General features: G+C 23.8%; 15 protein-coding genes and 2 tRNA genes. 10 read left to right on the top strand and 7 right to left on the bottom strand.

Features of this window, described 5'->3' with window-relative positions; all coding sequences use genetic code 11:
* Positions 1-7 precede the first annotated feature (7 nt).
* Entirely contained in the window at positions 8-727 is a 720-nt protein-coding gene (locus AOQ89_RS01180; RefSeq protein WP_143715374.1) for a GTPase, read from the top strand.
* Here AOQ89_RS01180 and AOQ89_RS03035 read toward each other — a convergent pair.
* Complete coding sequence (locus AOQ89_RS03035; protein ID WP_243469328.1) at positions 705-869, bottom strand: hypothetical protein; 165 nt, start codon at positions 867-869, stop codon at positions 705-707. The two genes, AOQ89_RS01180 and AOQ89_RS03035, sit on opposite strands and share 23 nt — an antisense overlap.
* On the opposite strand from AOQ89_RS03035, the gene AOQ89_RS01175 reads away from it, so the two are divergent.
* The 8 genes from AOQ89_RS01175 (at position 796) to AOQ89_RS01140 (ending at position 7,757) form a co-directional block, all read left to right on the top strand.
* Positions 796-1,290: a GTP-binding protein gene (locus AOQ89_RS01175; protein WP_243469326.1), complete on the top strand. Its 495-nt coding sequence runs from the start codon at positions 796-798 to the stop codon at positions 1,288-1,290. The genes AOQ89_RS03035 and AOQ89_RS01175 overlap by 74 nt on opposite strands.
* Before the next feature lie 151 nt (positions 1,291-1,441).
* On the top strand, positions 1,442-2,908 hold the full coding sequence (guaB, locus tag AOQ89_RS01170; RefSeq protein ID WP_080872550.1) for an IMP dehydrogenase: 1,467 nt from the start codon (positions 1,442-1,444) through the stop codon (positions 2,906-2,908).
* Positions 2,909-2,923: 15 nt separating this feature from the next.
* Complete coding sequence (gene guaA / locus AOQ89_RS01165) at positions 2,924-4,495, top strand: glutamine-hydrolyzing GMP synthase (RefSeq protein WP_080872548.1); 1,572 nt, start codon at positions 2,924-2,926, stop codon at positions 4,493-4,495.
* A gap of 2 nt (positions 4,496-4,497) precedes the next feature.
* Entirely contained in the window at positions 4,498-5,322 is an 825-nt protein-coding gene (thiD, locus tag AOQ89_RS01160) for a bifunctional hydroxymethylpyrimidine kinase/phosphomethylpyrimidine kinase (protein WP_080872546.1), read from the top strand.
* A gap of 99 nt (positions 5,323-5,421) precedes the next feature.
* A complete protein-coding gene (upp, locus tag AOQ89_RS01155; protein ID WP_080872545.1) occupies positions 5,422-6,045 on the top strand; it encodes a uracil phosphoribosyltransferase in 624 nt (207 codons plus the stop codon).
* Between the two features lie 103 nt (positions 6,046-6,148).
* Positions 6,149-7,054: a 4-hydroxy-tetrahydrodipicolinate synthase gene (gene dapA, locus AOQ89_RS01150; protein WP_080872543.1), complete on the top strand. Its 906-nt coding sequence runs from the start codon at positions 6,149-6,151 to the stop codon at positions 7,052-7,054.
* Entirely contained in the window at positions 7,051-7,290 is a 240-nt protein-coding gene (locus AOQ89_RS01145; protein WP_080872541.1) for a hypothetical protein, read from the top strand. Before dapA ends, AOQ89_RS01145 begins: the two co-directional genes overlap by 4 nt.
* Before the next feature lie 20 nt (positions 7,291-7,310).
* The gene (locus AOQ89_RS01140) at positions 7,311-7,757 is read left to right on the top strand and encodes a DUF441 family protein (RefSeq protein WP_080872539.1); all 447 of its coding nucleotides are present in this window, start codon (positions 7,311-7,313) and stop codon (positions 7,755-7,757) included.
* 11 nt (positions 7,758-7,768) lie between these two features.
* Here AOQ89_RS01140 and dapE read toward each other — a convergent pair whose 3' ends face one another.
* The 4 genes from dapE to AOQ89_RS01120 are packed head-to-tail and all read right to left on the bottom strand — an operon-like array spanning position 7,769 to position 12,898.
* On the bottom strand, positions 7,769-8,875 hold the full coding sequence (gene dapE, locus AOQ89_RS01135) for a succinyl-diaminopimelate desuccinylase (RefSeq protein ID WP_080872537.1): 1,107 nt from the start codon (positions 8,873-8,875) through the stop codon (positions 7,769-7,771).
* Positions 8,875-10,869, bottom strand: a complete 1,995-nt coding sequence (gene tkt, locus AOQ89_RS01130; RefSeq protein ID WP_080872535.1) for a transketolase — start codon at positions 10,867-10,869, stop codon at positions 8,875-8,877. The genes dapE and tkt overlap by 1 nt, the downstream gene beginning before the upstream one ends.
* A gap of 26 nt (positions 10,870-10,895) precedes the next feature.
* On the bottom strand, positions 10,896-12,620 hold the full coding sequence (gene ptsP / locus AOQ89_RS01125) for a phosphoenolpyruvate--protein phosphotransferase (RefSeq protein WP_080872532.1): 1,725 nt from the start codon (positions 12,618-12,620) through the stop codon (positions 10,896-10,898).
* Positions 12,621-12,640: 20 nt separating this feature from the next.
* A complete protein-coding gene (locus AOQ89_RS01120) occupies positions 12,641-12,898 on the bottom strand; it encodes an HPr family phosphocarrier protein (protein WP_080872530.1) in 258 nt (85 codons plus the stop codon).
* 204 nt (positions 12,899-13,102) lie between these two features.
* Between AOQ89_RS01120 and ligA the strand changes: the two genes are divergently transcribed.
* Positions 13,103-14,830, top strand: a complete 1,728-nt coding sequence (gene ligA / locus AOQ89_RS01115) for an NAD-dependent DNA ligase LigA (RefSeq protein ID WP_080872528.1) — start codon at positions 13,103-13,105, stop codon at positions 14,828-14,830.
* A 9-nt stretch (positions 14,831-14,839) separates the two neighbouring features.
* Here the strand turns inward: ligA and AOQ89_RS01110 are convergent.
* A tRNA-Lys gene (locus tag AOQ89_RS01110) sits at positions 14,840-14,913 on the bottom strand.
* A 9-nt stretch (positions 14,914-14,922) separates the two neighbouring features.
* A tRNA-Val gene (locus AOQ89_RS01105) sits at positions 14,923-14,994 on the bottom strand.
* Between the last annotated feature and the right edge of the window lie 2 nt (positions 14,995-14,996).

Raw genomic sequence — 14,996 nt, 5'->3', positions numbered from 1 at the left:
ATTTTTTATGAAAAAATTTTATATTGCAATTATTGGAGAAAAAAATGTAGGAAAGTCTTCTTTGTTCAATAAATTAACAAGAACAAAAGATGCAATAATAACAAAACAATCTGGATTTACAAAAGATATTAAATGTAGAAATATCTTTTATAAAAATATTAATATTATTTTTATGGATACTAAGAACAATATTATTTTAGAAAATACAAATATATTTAATAAAAAGGTTCTTCAATCTAATCTGATAATTCATATTATAGACTGCTCTAAGGGTATTAGAGAAAAAGAAAAAAGATCTATAAATTTTTTAAGAAAAAACAAAAAAAAATTTCTTCTTGTAGCTAATAAATCCGACAATAATGATATTAGAAATGAAAGTTTTAATTTTTATTCTTTAGGAATAAAGAAAATTTTTTATGTTTCTACTATAAAAAATATAGGAATTAAAAAATTGTATAAAAAAATAATTTTAATTATTAAAGAAGAAACTTTTATTTCCAAAAAAAAATATACTATAGATCAAAAAACTGATTTAAAAATTTCTGTTATTGGAAGACCAAATGTAGGAAAATCTACATTGTTTAATAAAATTTTAGGTTTTAAAAGAACAGAAACTGATAAATATCCTGGAACTACCAAAGACAGCATAAATGAATTTTTTGTAAAAGATCAAAAAAAATACGAAATTATAGATACAGCTGGAATTAAAAAAAAAAAAATTTTTTAGATAAAATTATTTTTTCAGATACAAAAAAATCTATTATTTCATCTGATTTAGTTGTTTTGGTATTTGATATAAATTTTGGTATTACTAAACAAGATTTATCTTTATTAAATTTTTTAAGTAAAAACTTAAAAAATTTGATCATAGTTATAAATAAAATGGATACAATTAAAAAAAAACATACAAATTATATAAAAAAACATATAAAAAAAAATTTTCAGTTTTTTAGTTTCTTTCCAATACATTTTGTATCTGCATTAAAAAATGTAGGAATTCGCAATTTGATTAGTAATTTTCACAAAGTTTATCAGTATACTAGAAGAAGAATAAGATCTTCTGAAATCAATAAAATATTAAGAAATTCTTTAGAAAAAAATCCTATAAAGAAAAAAAAAGTCTCTATAAAATATGCGCATATAGGTGGAAAAAATCCAACTACAATTATTTTACATGGAAAAAATCTTCATAAAATTTCTAATAGTTATAAAAGATACTTAAAAAAATCTTTTTACTATGGTTTAAAGTCTTTTGGAATTTTTATTCGTTTTATTTTCAAAAATAATTAGTATTTTCTATTTAATAATACTATTCAATAACATTCGAGATACTAATTTTTAAAAATTTAAAAAAATTTTAAATTGTAAACCAAAAAAGTAGAGAAAAAAAACTATATATTATAATATTTACTTTAATAGATTTTAATTTTATAAGAATTTTATGTTACGAATCTTAAAAAAATCTTTAACTTTTGATGATGTTTTACTAGTTCCTTCTTATTCAAATCTTTGCTTAAAAGATATAAATATAAAAACTAAATTAACGAGAAAAATAGATATTAATATTCCAATTGTTTCTGCTGCAATGGATACAGTAACAGAATCAAATTTAGCAATTGCTATTGCGAAAGAAGGAGGAATAGGATTTATACATAAAAATATGTCTGTTGAAGATCAAGTAAAAGAAATTCTAAAGGTAAAAAGATACAAAAATGGAATTATATACCAGCCTAAATGCGTATTTCCTGAAGATACTATAGAAAAAATTGTAGAATTAACTAAAAAAAATGGATTTTCAGGATATCCAGTAGTATCAAAAAATAAAAAATTAGTAGGAATCATTACAAAAAGAGATGTTAAATTTGCAAAAGATAGAAATAGAAAAGTTTTTGAAGTGATGACTAAGAAAGAAAAATTAATAACTGTCTATAAAAATGAAAAAAGAAACAAAATACTAGAAAAAATGCAAGAAAATAAAGTAGAAAAGATTCTTGTTATTAATCAAGATTTTTGTCTTATTGGAATGATTACTGCAAAAGATCTAAAAAATTTTAAAGAAAAACAAAATTCTTGTAAAGATCAAAAAGGAAGATTAAGAGTAGGAGCAGCTATTAGTGCAGAAATTGAAACAAAAAGGATTAGTTTTCTTATTTCATCTGGAGTAGACGCAATACTAATAGATTCTTCTCATGCTCATACAAAAAAAATACTTAAGAATATAGAAGATATAAAAAAAAAATATCCAAATTTGCAGATTATAGCAGGAAATATAGCTACAAAATCTGCAGCAATTTCTTTATTGAATGTAGGAGTAGATGCAGTTAAAGTTGGAATTGGACCAGGATCTATATGCACTACAAGAATAATTACTGGAGTAGGTATTCCTCAAATAACAGCTATATCTGATGTTGCAGAAGCTTTAAAAGGGAAAAATCTTCCTATTATAGCTGATGGAGGAATAAGATATTCCGGAGATATTGCAAAAGCTATAGCAGCAGGATCTGATTGTGTTATGTTAGGTTATTTACTTGCCGGTACTAAAGAATCTCCTGGAAAATTAGAATTTTTTCAAGGAAAATATTTTAAGTCTTACAGAGGAATGGGATCTATAGGAGCTATTTCTAAAGGATATTCTAATAGATACTCTATAAAAGAAAGTAGAGAAAAAAGAATTATTCCTGAAGGTATTGAAGGAAAAGTTTCTTATAAAGGAAATTTATCAGAAATAATTTTTCAACATGTAGGAGGATTGAAATCTTCTATGATGCTTACTGGATGCAAAAATATTCAAGAATTAAAAACAAAGTCAGAATTTATACATGTGAGTTCTTCTGGAAAAAGAGAAAATCATGTTCATAATGTTACAATTACAAAAGAACCTCCTAATTATCCTATATATAAAAAATAAAAAAATTGATTTTTTATGAAAAAAAAAGATTATTCTAAAATTTTAGTAGTAGATTTTGGATCACAGTACACTATGTTACTAAAAAAAAAAATACAAGAATTTGGTGTATATTGCAAAATTTTCTCTTATAAAATTACTGAGAAACAAGTTCAAAATTTTAATCCAAAAGGTATTATACTTTCTGGAAGTCCTAAAAGTGCAATAGATACATGCAGTCCAGAAATACCTACTTTTATGTTAAATATGCATATCCCTATTTTAGGAATTTGCTATGGAATGCAAATAATGGTGCAACAAATGGGAGGTACAGTAAAAAAATCAAAGTTTAAAGAATTTGGAGAAACGCAAATTAAAGTTCTTAAAAAAAAGAGTAAATTGATTCAAAAAAATGATTACGATAAAAATTATTTAGCAAAAGTATGGATGAGTCACGAAGATGAGGTTTATAAAATTCCAAAAAACTTTCAAGTAATTGCGAAGACAAAACATTCTATCGCAATTATAGAAGATTCAAAAAAGAATTTTTATGGATTACAATTTCATCCAGAAGTTTCACATACTAAATTAGGAAAAAAAATACTAAAAAAATTTTTATTTAAAATTTGTAAATGTAAAAAATACCTAAAAACTACAAAAACAGTAGAAAATATTATAAAAAAAATTAAAAATTTAGTAAAAAAAGAAAAAGTATTACTAGGATTTTCTGGAGGTATAGATTCTCTTGTTTGTGCTGTACTTATAAAAAAAGCAATTAAAGAAAATCTGTTTTGTTTTTTTATTGATCATGGATTATTAGATACTAAAAAAATTAGAGATAGTATAGAAAATTTTTCCGAAAAATATCTATTAAATATTAAATATATCAATGCAAAAAGAATTTTTTTTAAAAAACTAGAAAATGTTTATGATCCAGAAAAAAAGAGAAAAATTATAGGAAAAACATTTATAAAAATTTTTGAAGAAGAATCTAAAAAAATAAAAAATGCTAAATGGCTAGCTCAAGGGACTATTTATCCTGATATAATAGAATCTTCATTTCATAAAAATAAAGAAGGTATTAACGAAAATTTAATTAAATCACACCATAATGTTGGTGGTATTCCAAAAATAACTAAAATAAAAATTTTAGAACCATTGAAAAACTTTTTTAAATATGAAATTAGAAAAATTGGTCTACATTTAGGAATTTCAAAAAATGATTTATACCAAAGTCCATTTCCAGGTCCTGGCTATGCAATTAGAATTATTGGATCAATTAAATACGAATACTGTAGAATATTAAGTAAATCGGATGAAATTTTTTTAGAAGAAATAAAAAAAAGTAACTTAGAGAAAAAAATAAGTCAGGCATTTTCAATATTTTTACCAATTAAATCAGTAGGAATAGAAGGAGATAGAAGAAAATATGGATGGACAATTGTACTGAGAGCAGTAGAAACAAAAGATTTTATGACAGCAAATTTTTATAATTTTTCTAGCAAATTTTTAAAAAAAGTTTCAACTAGAATTACAAATGAAATTGATGAAGTATCTAGAGTACTATACGATATATCTAATAAACCTCCTTCAACAATAGAATGGGAATAAATATGACGATTTATAGAGAAAAAAAAGAAAATATTCAAAATGCTTTAACTATTGCAGGTTCAGATTCATGTGGAGGAGCGGGTATACAAGCTGATCTAAAAACTTTTAGTGCACTTGGATTGTATGGATTATCCGCTATTACTTCTTTAACTGCCCAAAATACTATGGGAGTTAAAAAAATTTATTCTGTAGATCCAATATTTTTTAAAGAACAACTAGTATGTCTATTTGAAGATATAGATATTTCTACTGTAAAAATAGGTATGTTAGAAAACGAAAAAATTATAAAAATTGTATTTGAAGTTTTAGAAAAATACAGACCAAAATTTATTGTTTTAGATCCTGTAATGTTTTCTAAAAATGGAAATTTATTGATTGAAAAAAAAGATATTAATAATCTAAAAGAATTTCTACTTCCTATAGCTTCTATTATTACTCCTAATATTTTAGAATCTGCAATGCTTACCAACAAAAAAACAGCAGAAAACGAAGAAGAAATTATGGAACAAGGAGAAATTCTTAAAAAAATTTGCAAAAGAGTTCTTATAAAAGGAGGACATTATTCAAAAAAAGATAGTTCAGATTGGTTTTTTTCTAAAAATAAGAAAATTCGTTTTTATGCGCAAAGAATAAAAACAAAAAGAAAGATTCATGGTACGGGATGCACATTTTCTTCTGCTTTAGCATCTTTTAGGGTATACAAAAAAAATTGGATTGATTCTGTACAATCAGCGAAAACTTGGATTCAAAAATGTATTATAAAATCTAATTTTTTAAAAGTTGGTAAAGGACTTAAAGTACTAAATCATTTTTACGAGTGTTGGTAAATTTTATCTAATGAAAGGTTTTATCTACTAGAATTAAAAAACTAATAAAATTTTATACTTCATTTGATAGAATATATATAAATAAAATTTGGAGAAAAAATGAAAATTGTAGAAGTCAAACATCCTTTAATACATCATAAAATTGGTATTTTAAGAAAAAATACTACAAATAGAAAAAAATTCCAAGAGATTGCTTCTGATTTAGCCAGTTTATTAACTTATGTTGCAACAAAAAATTTAAAAACTACTAAAAAAATAGTTGAAGGATGGAATGGAAACGTAAAAATTCAAATTATTAAAGAAAAAATTACTATAGTTCCAATTTTAAGAGCTGGAATAGGAATGATTAATGGAGTACTAAAACATTTTCCAGAATCTAATATTAGCGTTGTAGGAATTTATAGAGAAGAAGATACTTTAAATCCAATTCCATATTTTAAAAAATTTGTTCCACAAATAAAAAACTATATCGCTATTGTTATAGATCCTATGTTAGCTACAGGAGGATCTATGATATCTACTATAAACTTACTTAAAAAAGCTGGTTGTGAATATATAAAAGTTTTGACTTTGGTTTCTGCACCAGAAGGATTAGAAGCATTAAGAAAGATACATCCAGATATTGAATTATATACCTCTTCTATAGATTCAGGAATTAATGAAAATGGATATATTATACCTGGATTAGGTGACGCTGGAGATAGAATATTCGGAACAAAATAAAAGAAGAATTAAAAATTTAAAATAAAAAAATACAAAGATTTAAATTTTCTACAATTAAGTATTTAAAAATTTTTCTCTATAACAAAAAATAATAAATTTAAAAATGAAGAATGTTATTGATTTTTTTAAAAAAAAAAATCGTACAAAAAATATAGTAGCTCTAATTACTCCAATGAAAAAAAATGGATGTTTAGACTATTTTGGAATAGATAATGTAATTAAATATCAAATAAGTAATAAAATTGATGGTATATTAGTAGCTGGCACAACAGGAGAAGCTTCTACTTTAAAAGAAGAAGAATACGTAAAATTACTAGAAATAGTTTTAGAACATTCTTGTGGAAAAATTCCAGTATTTTTTGGAATTCATTCCAATTCTACTACTGGATGTATAGAAATAATAAAAAAAGTAAAAAACTATCCAATTTCTGCATTCTTAACAGTAGTACCTTACTACAATCTTCCAAATCAGGAAGGAATATACAAACATTTTATGAAAATTTCTGAATTTTCTAACATTCCACAAATTATATATAACGTTCCAAAAAGAACAGGATCTAAGATACTTACAAGAACGATTTATAAACTTTCAAAATTTGGTAATATTATAGGAATTAAAGAATGCAGTAAAAAATATCGCATATATAAAAATTTAAAAAGAAAAAAATTTCTTTTTTTTAGTGGAAATGATAGTACTTTTATAGATTTTATAAAAAACGGAGGAAATGGAGTAATTTCTACACTATCTAATGCTATACCAGATAAAATTTCAAAAATTTGTTCTTTATTAGACAATAAAGAATATAAAAAGGTAAATTTATTGAAAAAAGAAATTAATTCTTTATTTTTTGCAATCTCTTTAGAAACTAATCCAATTGTAATAAAATACATATGTAAATCTTTACGTATAATAAAAAATAGTTTTGTCAGACTTCCTTTAACAGAATTAAATAAAAAAAATAAAAAGATAGTAAAAAACATCATTAAAAAATACAAAAAAATTACATGAAAACAAAAAAAAAATTCAAATTTCTTTTTTTTCCTATTCTTTTGTTTTTCTTTTCTTGTCAAAATAATTCTATTATGCAAAATAAATATAGGAATTCAAAAAAAATAAAATTTCCAAAAAATTCTATTTTTTTAGAAAATAAAAAATACGAAACTTCTGAAAAAATTTTAGAAAAATCTTTGAAAAAAGGTGAAAAAGTAGATTTAAGTCCTCCATACCCTCCTTTTTTAGAATAGAAAAAATAATTTTTAAAATTATGATGATTTATAGCGAAATTTTACTAATTCTATTTTTAATTTTGAATATTTTTCTAAAAAATAGAATTGTTTTTTTTTCTCTACTTTTTTTACTAATTTTAAAAATTTTAAATTTGCAAAAATATTTTACTTTTTTTAAAAGTAATGGAATTGAAATAGGAATGATAGTAATTACTACTAGTGCACTCTTTCCAATATTTGAAGAGAACTTCTTTTTTTTAAAAGACATAAAGAAATTTTTTCACTTAAAATATTTCATAGCTATTATAATAGGATCTTTTTTATCTTGGATTGCAGGAAAAGGAGTTTTATTAATTGCGAAAAAACCAGATTTTTCTGTATTTTTTTTAATAGGAATTACTATTGGAATTCTATTTTTTAATGGTGTTTCTGTAGGTCCTTTGATAGCATATGGAATATTTTATCTAATTTTTAAAAATAATTAAGTTGAAAAAAATTATAGCACAGTATTATTTAAAATTTCTTCATAAATTAAGGATAAAGATAATAGATCATCTAATCTCACTCTCTCATTTATTTGGTGAATAGTAGCATTTTGTAATCCTAATTCTACTATTTGGCAATTTAATTTTCGTATAAATCTTCCATCTGATGTCCCTCCGGAATTATTTATTTGTGGAAGAAATTTTTGTACTTTTTTAATAGAATTTTTAACTTTATTTAAAAATTTTCCCTTTTTACTTTCAAAAGGTTTACTAGAATTTTCGAGATATATTTGATATTTTATTCTATAGTATTTTAGTGCTTTTTCTATCATTTCTTTAATTTTAGGTACAGAGACTTTACTTTCATACCTTATATTTATAAAAATTATTATTTTTTCTGGATGAGTATTACTTATATTCTTTTCTTTTTTTATATCTATAATTTGAAAATTGAATTTCTCTTGGTTTAAAAAATTCTTTAAAAAAAATATAGATTTATGATAAGGATTTTCAAATCCATTTGAATAAGCGACATGTTTTTGTGCTCCATAAACAAAAATTTTTATATTCAAAGATCCTCTTCTACCAATTCTAATTTGATCTCCTACAAAAAATTTACTGGATGGTTCTCCTATTAGGCAATAATGAATTTTCTTTTTTTTTCTTATTAAATACTCTACAATTTTTTTTGTTCCAAATCTTGCTTTAGATTCTTCATCTGAAGTAATAAAGAATAGAATTTCTTCATTATGAAAAGGATTTTTTTTTAGAAAATTTTTTAATGCAAAAATCATAGAAGATATAGCACCTTTCATGTCTACAACACCTCTTCCATAAAGATAGTTTCCTTCTATAGATGCTTTGAAAGGAGGAAATTTCCAAAGACTATAATTTCCTGGATGCACAACATCAGTATGACAAGAAAAAGCAAAACTTTTGGAATTTTTCATTCCAATCTTCCATGCTAAAGTATTCTTAGTATCAGAAAAATCTATGGTTTTTACTATAAATCCAAGAGAAATAAGAATTTTTCTTATAATTTTTTGACAATCTAAATCTAATGGACTAATTGAAGGACTTTGTATTAATTTTTTTGTAAATTCTAATAAAAATTTCATTACAAATTTAGTTCAGTGCATATAAATTTTAAAATATTTTCTTTAACTATTCCAAAATACTTGAATAGTTCTTTTTCTGATCCTGATTTTCCAAATTCATTAATTCCAAAAATTTTTCCTTTTCTATATCTAAGAAATTTAAACCAAAAATTTGTGTTTCCAGCTTCTATAATAATGATAGGTATTTTTTTGTTTCTAGGAATAACAGAATTTTTATACTTTTTATTTTGTTTTTCAAAAACGTCTACTGAAGGCATAGAAATTAATCTAGAGGAAACATTTCTTTTTTTTAATTCTTCGTATACTTGGTTTCCTATAGAAACTTCTGATCCAGTTGCTAGAATCAAAATTTTTGGTTTTTTAGAATTTTTCAGTATATATCCTCCTTTTTGAATAGACAAAAATTTTTTAAAATCTTTATTTTGTTGCTCCAAATTTTGTCTAGAAAGAACTAAAACAGTAGGTCTACAAGAATTTTCTATAGCTATTTTCCATGCTATAAATGTTTCAACATAATCACAAGGTCTCCAAACACTAATTTCAGGTATCATTCTTAAACTAGAAAGTTGTTCTATTGGTTGATGTGTAGGACCATCTTCTCCTACTCCAATTGAATCATGAGTATAAATCATAATATGCTGTATTTTCATCATACAGGCCATACGAATTGCATTTTTAGCATATTCTGAAAAAATTAAAAAAGTCGAACTATAAGGTATAAAACCTCCATGTAAGGATATTCCATTTGCTATTGCTGTCATTCCAAATTCTCTAACTCCATAATGAATATAGTTTCCTAATTCATTTTTATTTAAAGAAATTGATTTTGACCAAAAAGCTAAGTTACTTGGAGTCAGATCTGCGGATCCTCCTAACAATTCTGGAACAATTGGACCTAGCTGTTCTAATGTATTCCTTGAAGATTGTCTTGTAGAAATGGTATTTTCTTTACTTTTCCAATTTTTAGTTATACGTAATATCTCATTTTTCCATTTTTTTGGAAGAGTTTTTTTTATTCTCCTAACTAATTCTCTAGCTAATTTTGGATACTTTTGTTTATAGGAATAGAACTTTCTTTTCCATTTTTCTTCCTTTTCTGATCCAGAAATTTTAGCATTCCAAGACTGATATATTCTAACAGGAATAATGAATGGAGGATAATTCCATTGTAAAAATTTTCTTACAGAATGTACTTCATCTTTTCCAAGAGGAGCGCCATGAGAAATAGATTTTCCAGATTTTTTTGGAGAACCATACGCTATAGTGGTTTTACAAATTATTAAAGAAGGTCTATCAGAAGTACCTTTTGCTTCTTGAATAGCAGAAATAATTTCATTTCTGTTATGTCCATTTATTTCTATAACATGCCATCCATAAGAATAAAATCTCATGTATGTATCGTCTTTTAACCAATTTTTTACTTCTCCATCTATAGAAATTTTATTATCATCATAAAATGCAATAAGTTTACCTAATTTCATAACTCCAGCTAAAGAGCAAGATTCATGAGAAATACCTTCCATAATGCATCCATCTCCAAAAAATACATAAGTATAGTGATCAATAATACAGTATCCTTCTCTATTAAAATAACTAGAAAGAGATTTTTCTGCAATTGCTATACCTACTGCATTTGCTAATCCTTGACCTAAAGGTCCAGTAGTTACATCTACCCCCCAAGAATTTTTTTCAGGATGACCTGGTGTTTCTGAACCAAACTTTCTAAAGTTTTTAATTTCATTTATAGATATCTTATATCCAGTAAGATGCAAAATACTATACAAAAGCATAGATGCATGTCCGTTCGAAAGTACAAATCTATCTCTATTTATCCAATTTGGATTATTTGGATTATGATTTATATATTTTCTCCAAAGTACTTCTGCTATATCAGACATACCCATAACGGCTCCAGGATGTCCAGAACCTGCATTTTCTATTGCATCAATAGAAAGAATTCTTATAGCATTTGCTAGTTCTTTTTTATCATTCATTAACGAATTCCTAGAATTTAATTTTTTTATTTTATTTTTTTTTCTTTTTTAAAAGTGTCTAACAGATTCATAATTTCTCTATTTGTTTTACAAAAAATGGCAAGTTGAGAAATTTTTTTTGCATCCTTATAATTTATTGATCTAATTACTTTTTTTACTCTTTTTATGGAGGAAATATTCATACTTAATTCATCTATTCCCATTCCAACTAGTAATATCGCTGCATTTTCATCGTTTGCTAATTCTCCACATATAGAAGTTTTTTTTCCATATTTATGAGAAGCTTCAATAACCATTTTAATAAGTTTTAGAACTGATGGAGAAATAGGATTGTATAAATGAGAAATATACTCATTTCCTCTATCTACAGCTAAAGTATACTGTGTAAGGTCATTTGTACCAATACTAAAAAAGTCAACTTCTTGTGCTAAATTCTCTGAAAGTATAGCTGCTGCTGGAGTTTCAATCATTAATCCTATTTTTATATTTTTATCAAATTTTATACATTCTTTATTAAGTTGAAGTTTTAAAATTTCTATTTCTTTTTTTAAAGCATACACTTCTTCCAAAGAAGAAATCATAGGATACATAATTTTTAATTTTCCAAATACAGAAGCTCTGAATATAGCTCTTAATTGAGTACGGAGTATCTCTATTTTATCTAAACAAATTCTTATTCCTCTCCATCCTAAAAAAGGATTATTTTCCTTAGGAAAATTTATACAAGAAATTTCTTTATCTCCTCCTACATCTAAAGTTCTTATAACTATTTCATTTTTGAAAGATTGTGCTAAAGATTTGTATTCTAAAAATTGTTCTTCTTCATTAGGAAGAGAATTTCTATTCATAAATATAAATTCAGTTCTATACAATCCAATTCCTTCTGCTCCAGATTTTTCTATATTTTTTAATTCAAAAATATTTCCAATATTAGCGCATATTTTAATTTTATGATTGTCTATTGTAATACAAGGCAATTTGCTATCTTGTTGTAGATTCTTTTTTTCTATTTCATACTTGATTTTTATTTTTTTAATTTTTTGAAACTCATTTTTTTTTGGATTAATATATATTCTATTATTAATTGCGTCAATTGAAATAAAATCTCCATTCTTTACAATTTTAGTTATATTTCCTATACCAACTATAGCTGGTATTTCTAAAGATTTTGCAATAATAGAAGTATGTGATGTTGTTCCACCTACATCTGTTAAAATACCTAGTATTTTTTTAAAATTAGCTTGAGCAATATCAGAAGGAGTCAAATCTTTAGAAATCAGTATTACTTCCTTCTTTAAAGTACTTAGATCTACTACTGAAAAATTGAAAATATTTTGTAGTATTCTTTTTTTGATATCTTGTAAATCTATAATTCTTTCCTTTAAATAAGCATTTTTTAGTTTTTCTATTTTTTTAATTTGTTCTTCAATTGCTAAATTAATAGAATATTCAGGAGTATACAATTTTTTTTCTATTAAAAATACTATTTTTTTTTCTAATTCTTCATCTTGCAGTAGTAAAATATGGCTATCAAAAATTTCAGATTTTTCTTTTCCAAAAAATTTTTTTATTCTGTCCCTTATTTTACTTATTTGTATACAAGATTTTTCTCTAGCTATAAAGAATCTTTTTATTTCTCCTTCTATATCTTCTTTTTTAATATATTTTTTTTTGAAGGAAATTTTTTTTTCTTTTAATAAAAGTGCTTTACCAAACGATATACCTGGAGATGCTAAAATACCTGAGATCATGTTTTCTCCCAATTAAATGATTACTTTAATTTTTTAATAAGTTCTATAAGACTATTAACTGCTTTTTTTTCATCAGTTCCATTAGCACAAATTTTAATTTCAGTACCTTTTGTTATTCCTAAAGACTGTATTCCTAAAATGCTTTTTGCATTTTCTTCTTGATTATTGGCAATAATTTTTATTTCAGAAAAAAAACTTTTAGCTAATTTAACAAATTTAGCTGCTGGACGAGCGTGTATTCCATTCGAAATATTGATGCTTACTGTTTTTATATACATTATGTATTTCCTTCATAAAAATAGAATATTTTAAAATGTTGGTACAAATCATTTTTAGTAAAAAAGTTTAGTTCTATTAAAATTAGTTACTAATTTGCATAAAACAATTATAATCTAAAATTATTTTTTTTTTTAAATATTTTCATAAAAATAAAATTTTCATAAAGCAAACTAAAACTAAAAAATTTTTATAAGTATAAATATATGGAAAAAAAAATTAAAAAGTTGCAGAAAAAAATATTAAAATGGAATTTTTTTTATTATATAAAAAATTCTCCTAAAGTAACAGATTATGAATACGATGTATATTTTGATATTTTGAAAAAAATGGAATCTAATACTAAAGTTTCTAATCCTATTACGCAAAATATATGGTTTCAAAAAGAAAAAAATTTTCTAAAAAGTATGCATATAGAACCTATGCTTTCTTTAGAAAGTATTTTTAAAATTTCAGATTTAAAAAAATTTGAAAAAAAAATACAAAAGAAAATAAAAAACAAAAAAATTCAGTACTGTTGTGAATTAAAAATAGACGGAATTGCAGTAAATCTAAGATACAAAAAAAATTCTTTGCTTTCAGCTGCCACAAGAGGAAACGGAAAAATTGGAGAGAATGTTACGAAAAAAATATATCATTTAGATACAATACCAAAAATTTTATCTTTAGAAAAAGAGAACGATATATACGAAATTAGGGGAGAAATTTTTGTATCTAAAAAAAATTTTTTAAAAATCAACTCAATTCTAAAAAAAAAAAACAAAAAAATATTTTCTAATGCAAGAAGCGCTGCTTCTGGAATTTTAAGAAGTTCTTCAAATAATGATTTAGTAAAATACTTAGATTTTTTTTGTTATGGTATTGGATTTTTAAAAAATAAAGAAAAATTCATAAGCCAATTTAAAATACTAAAATTTTTAAAAAAGATTGGATTTCCTACTGAAGAAAAGAATACAAAAATTTTTTATCAAATAAAAGAAATTGAAAATTTTTATCACATCCTGCAAAAAAAAAGAAAAAAACTAGATTATGATACAGACGGTATAGTAGTAAAAATCAATAGTTTTAGATTACAGAAGAAATTAGGAAATACACATAGATTTCCAAAATGGTCGATAGCAGTAAAATTTCAAGGAGAAGAAAAAATTTCTAAAATTCTTTCTGTTTATTTTACTGTTGGAAAGACAGGATCTATAGTTCCAATAGCAAAAATTGCTCCAATATATATATCTGGTACAAAAATTACTAATGTAAACCTATACAATTTTAAATTCATAAAAAAAATGAATTTAATGATCAATGATAGAATAATAGTAGAAAAAATAGGAAATACGATTCCTAAAATAACTAAAAAAATTTCTTCCTTTTATAAAAAGGAATCTAAATTTTGCATAGAAATTCCTAAAAATTGTCCTTCTTGTAAGGAAAAAATTTTCATAAAAAAAAATGGTCTTCTATCGTGCAAAAATAAAAAAAATTGTTTGCAACAAAAAATTTGTATTTTTCAACACTTTGTTTCTAGAAATGCTATGAATATTTCTGGAATAGGAAAAAAAATTATAGAAGATCTAATTGTAAAAAATATAGTCATAGAATTTTCTGATATTTTTAAATTGTCCGTTCATGATCTTTTAAAAATTGAAAAAATAAAAGAAAAAAAAGCAAAAAAAATTTTTTTAGCTATACAAAACTCTAAAAGAGTAAATTTTTCTTGCTTTTTGTATTCTTTAAGTATAAAAGGTTTAGGAAAATCCAATTCTGTAAGAATTGCTAAAACTCTTAAAAATACAAAAAATTTTTTAAATGTAGAATATAATACTTTAAAAAAAATAAAAAATTTAGGAAAAAAGAACGCTAAAAATATATTTTTATTTTTAAAACAAAATAGGGAAAGTTTGAAAAATCTAATTAATTCAATTTCTATTGTTGTGTAAACTACTAAATGGGTCGTGCAGGATTTGAACCTGCGACCAATTGATTAAAAGTCAACTGCTCTACCATGCTGAGCTAACGACCCAAATACAATTGGGTGATGATGGATTTGAACCATCGACCCCCTCCTTGTAAGGGAGGTGCTCTTCCACTGAGCTAATCACCCCA

Source organism: bacterium endosymbiont of Pedicinus badii (assembly GCF_002075085.1).
Lineage (GTDB): Bacteria > Pseudomonadota > Gammaproteobacteria > Enterobacterales > Enterobacteriaceae > PRUG.
This window is presented reverse-complemented; position numbering and strand designations above follow the sequence as displayed.

What these genes read in the sequence shown, in the direction of transcription:
- AOQ89_RS01180 (WP_143715374.1), top strand. Translation starts at nt 8, where the DNA reads ATGAAAAAATTTTATATTGCAATTATTGGAGAAAAAAATGTAGGAAAG.
- AOQ89_RS03035 (WP_243469328.1), bottom strand. Translation starts at nt 869, where the DNA reads ATGATCAAATTTTTTAAGTTTTTACTTAAAAAATTTAATAAAGATAAA.
- guaB (WP_080872550.1), top strand. Translation starts at nt 1,442, where the DNA reads ATGTTACGAATCTTAAAAAAATCTTTAACTTTTGATGATGTTTTACTA.
- guaA (WP_080872548.1), top strand. Translation starts at nt 2,924, where the DNA reads ATGAAAAAAAAAGATTATTCTAAAATTTTAGTAGTAGATTTTGGATCA.
- thiD (WP_080872546.1), top strand. Translation starts at nt 4,498, where the DNA reads ATGACGATTTATAGAGAAAAAAAAGAAAATATTCAAAATGCTTTAACT.
- upp (WP_080872545.1), top strand. Translation starts at nt 5,422, where the DNA reads ATGAAAATTGTAGAAGTCAAACATCCTTTAATACATCATAAAATTGGT.
- dapA (WP_080872543.1), top strand. Translation starts at nt 6,149, where the DNA reads ATGAAGAATGTTATTGATTTTTTTAAAAAAAAAAATCGTACAAAAAAT.
- AOQ89_RS01145 (WP_080872541.1), top strand. Translation starts at nt 7,051, where the DNA reads ATGAAAACAAAAAAAAAATTCAAATTTCTTTTTTTTCCTATTCTTTTG.
- AOQ89_RS01140 (WP_080872539.1), top strand. Translation starts at nt 7,311, where the DNA reads ATGATGATTTATAGCGAAATTTTACTAATTCTATTTTTAATTTTGAAT.
- dapE (WP_080872537.1), bottom strand. Translation starts at nt 8,875, where the DNA reads ATGAAATTTTTATTAGAATTTACAAAAAAATTAATACAAAGTCCTTCA.
- tkt (WP_080872535.1), bottom strand. Translation starts at nt 10,869, where the DNA reads ATGAATGATAAAAAAGAACTAGCAAATGCTATAAGAATTCTTTCTATT.
- ptsP (WP_080872532.1), bottom strand. Translation starts at nt 12,620, where the DNA reads ATGATCTCAGGTATTTTAGCATCTCCAGGTATATCGTTTGGTAAAGCA.
- AOQ89_RS01120 (WP_080872530.1), bottom strand. Translation starts at nt 12,898, where the DNA reads ATGTATATAAAAACAGTAAGCATCAATATTTCGAATGGAATACACGCT.
- ligA (WP_080872528.1), top strand. Translation starts at nt 13,103, where the DNA reads ATGGAAAAAAAAATTAAAAAGTTGCAGAAAAAAATATTAAAATGGAAT.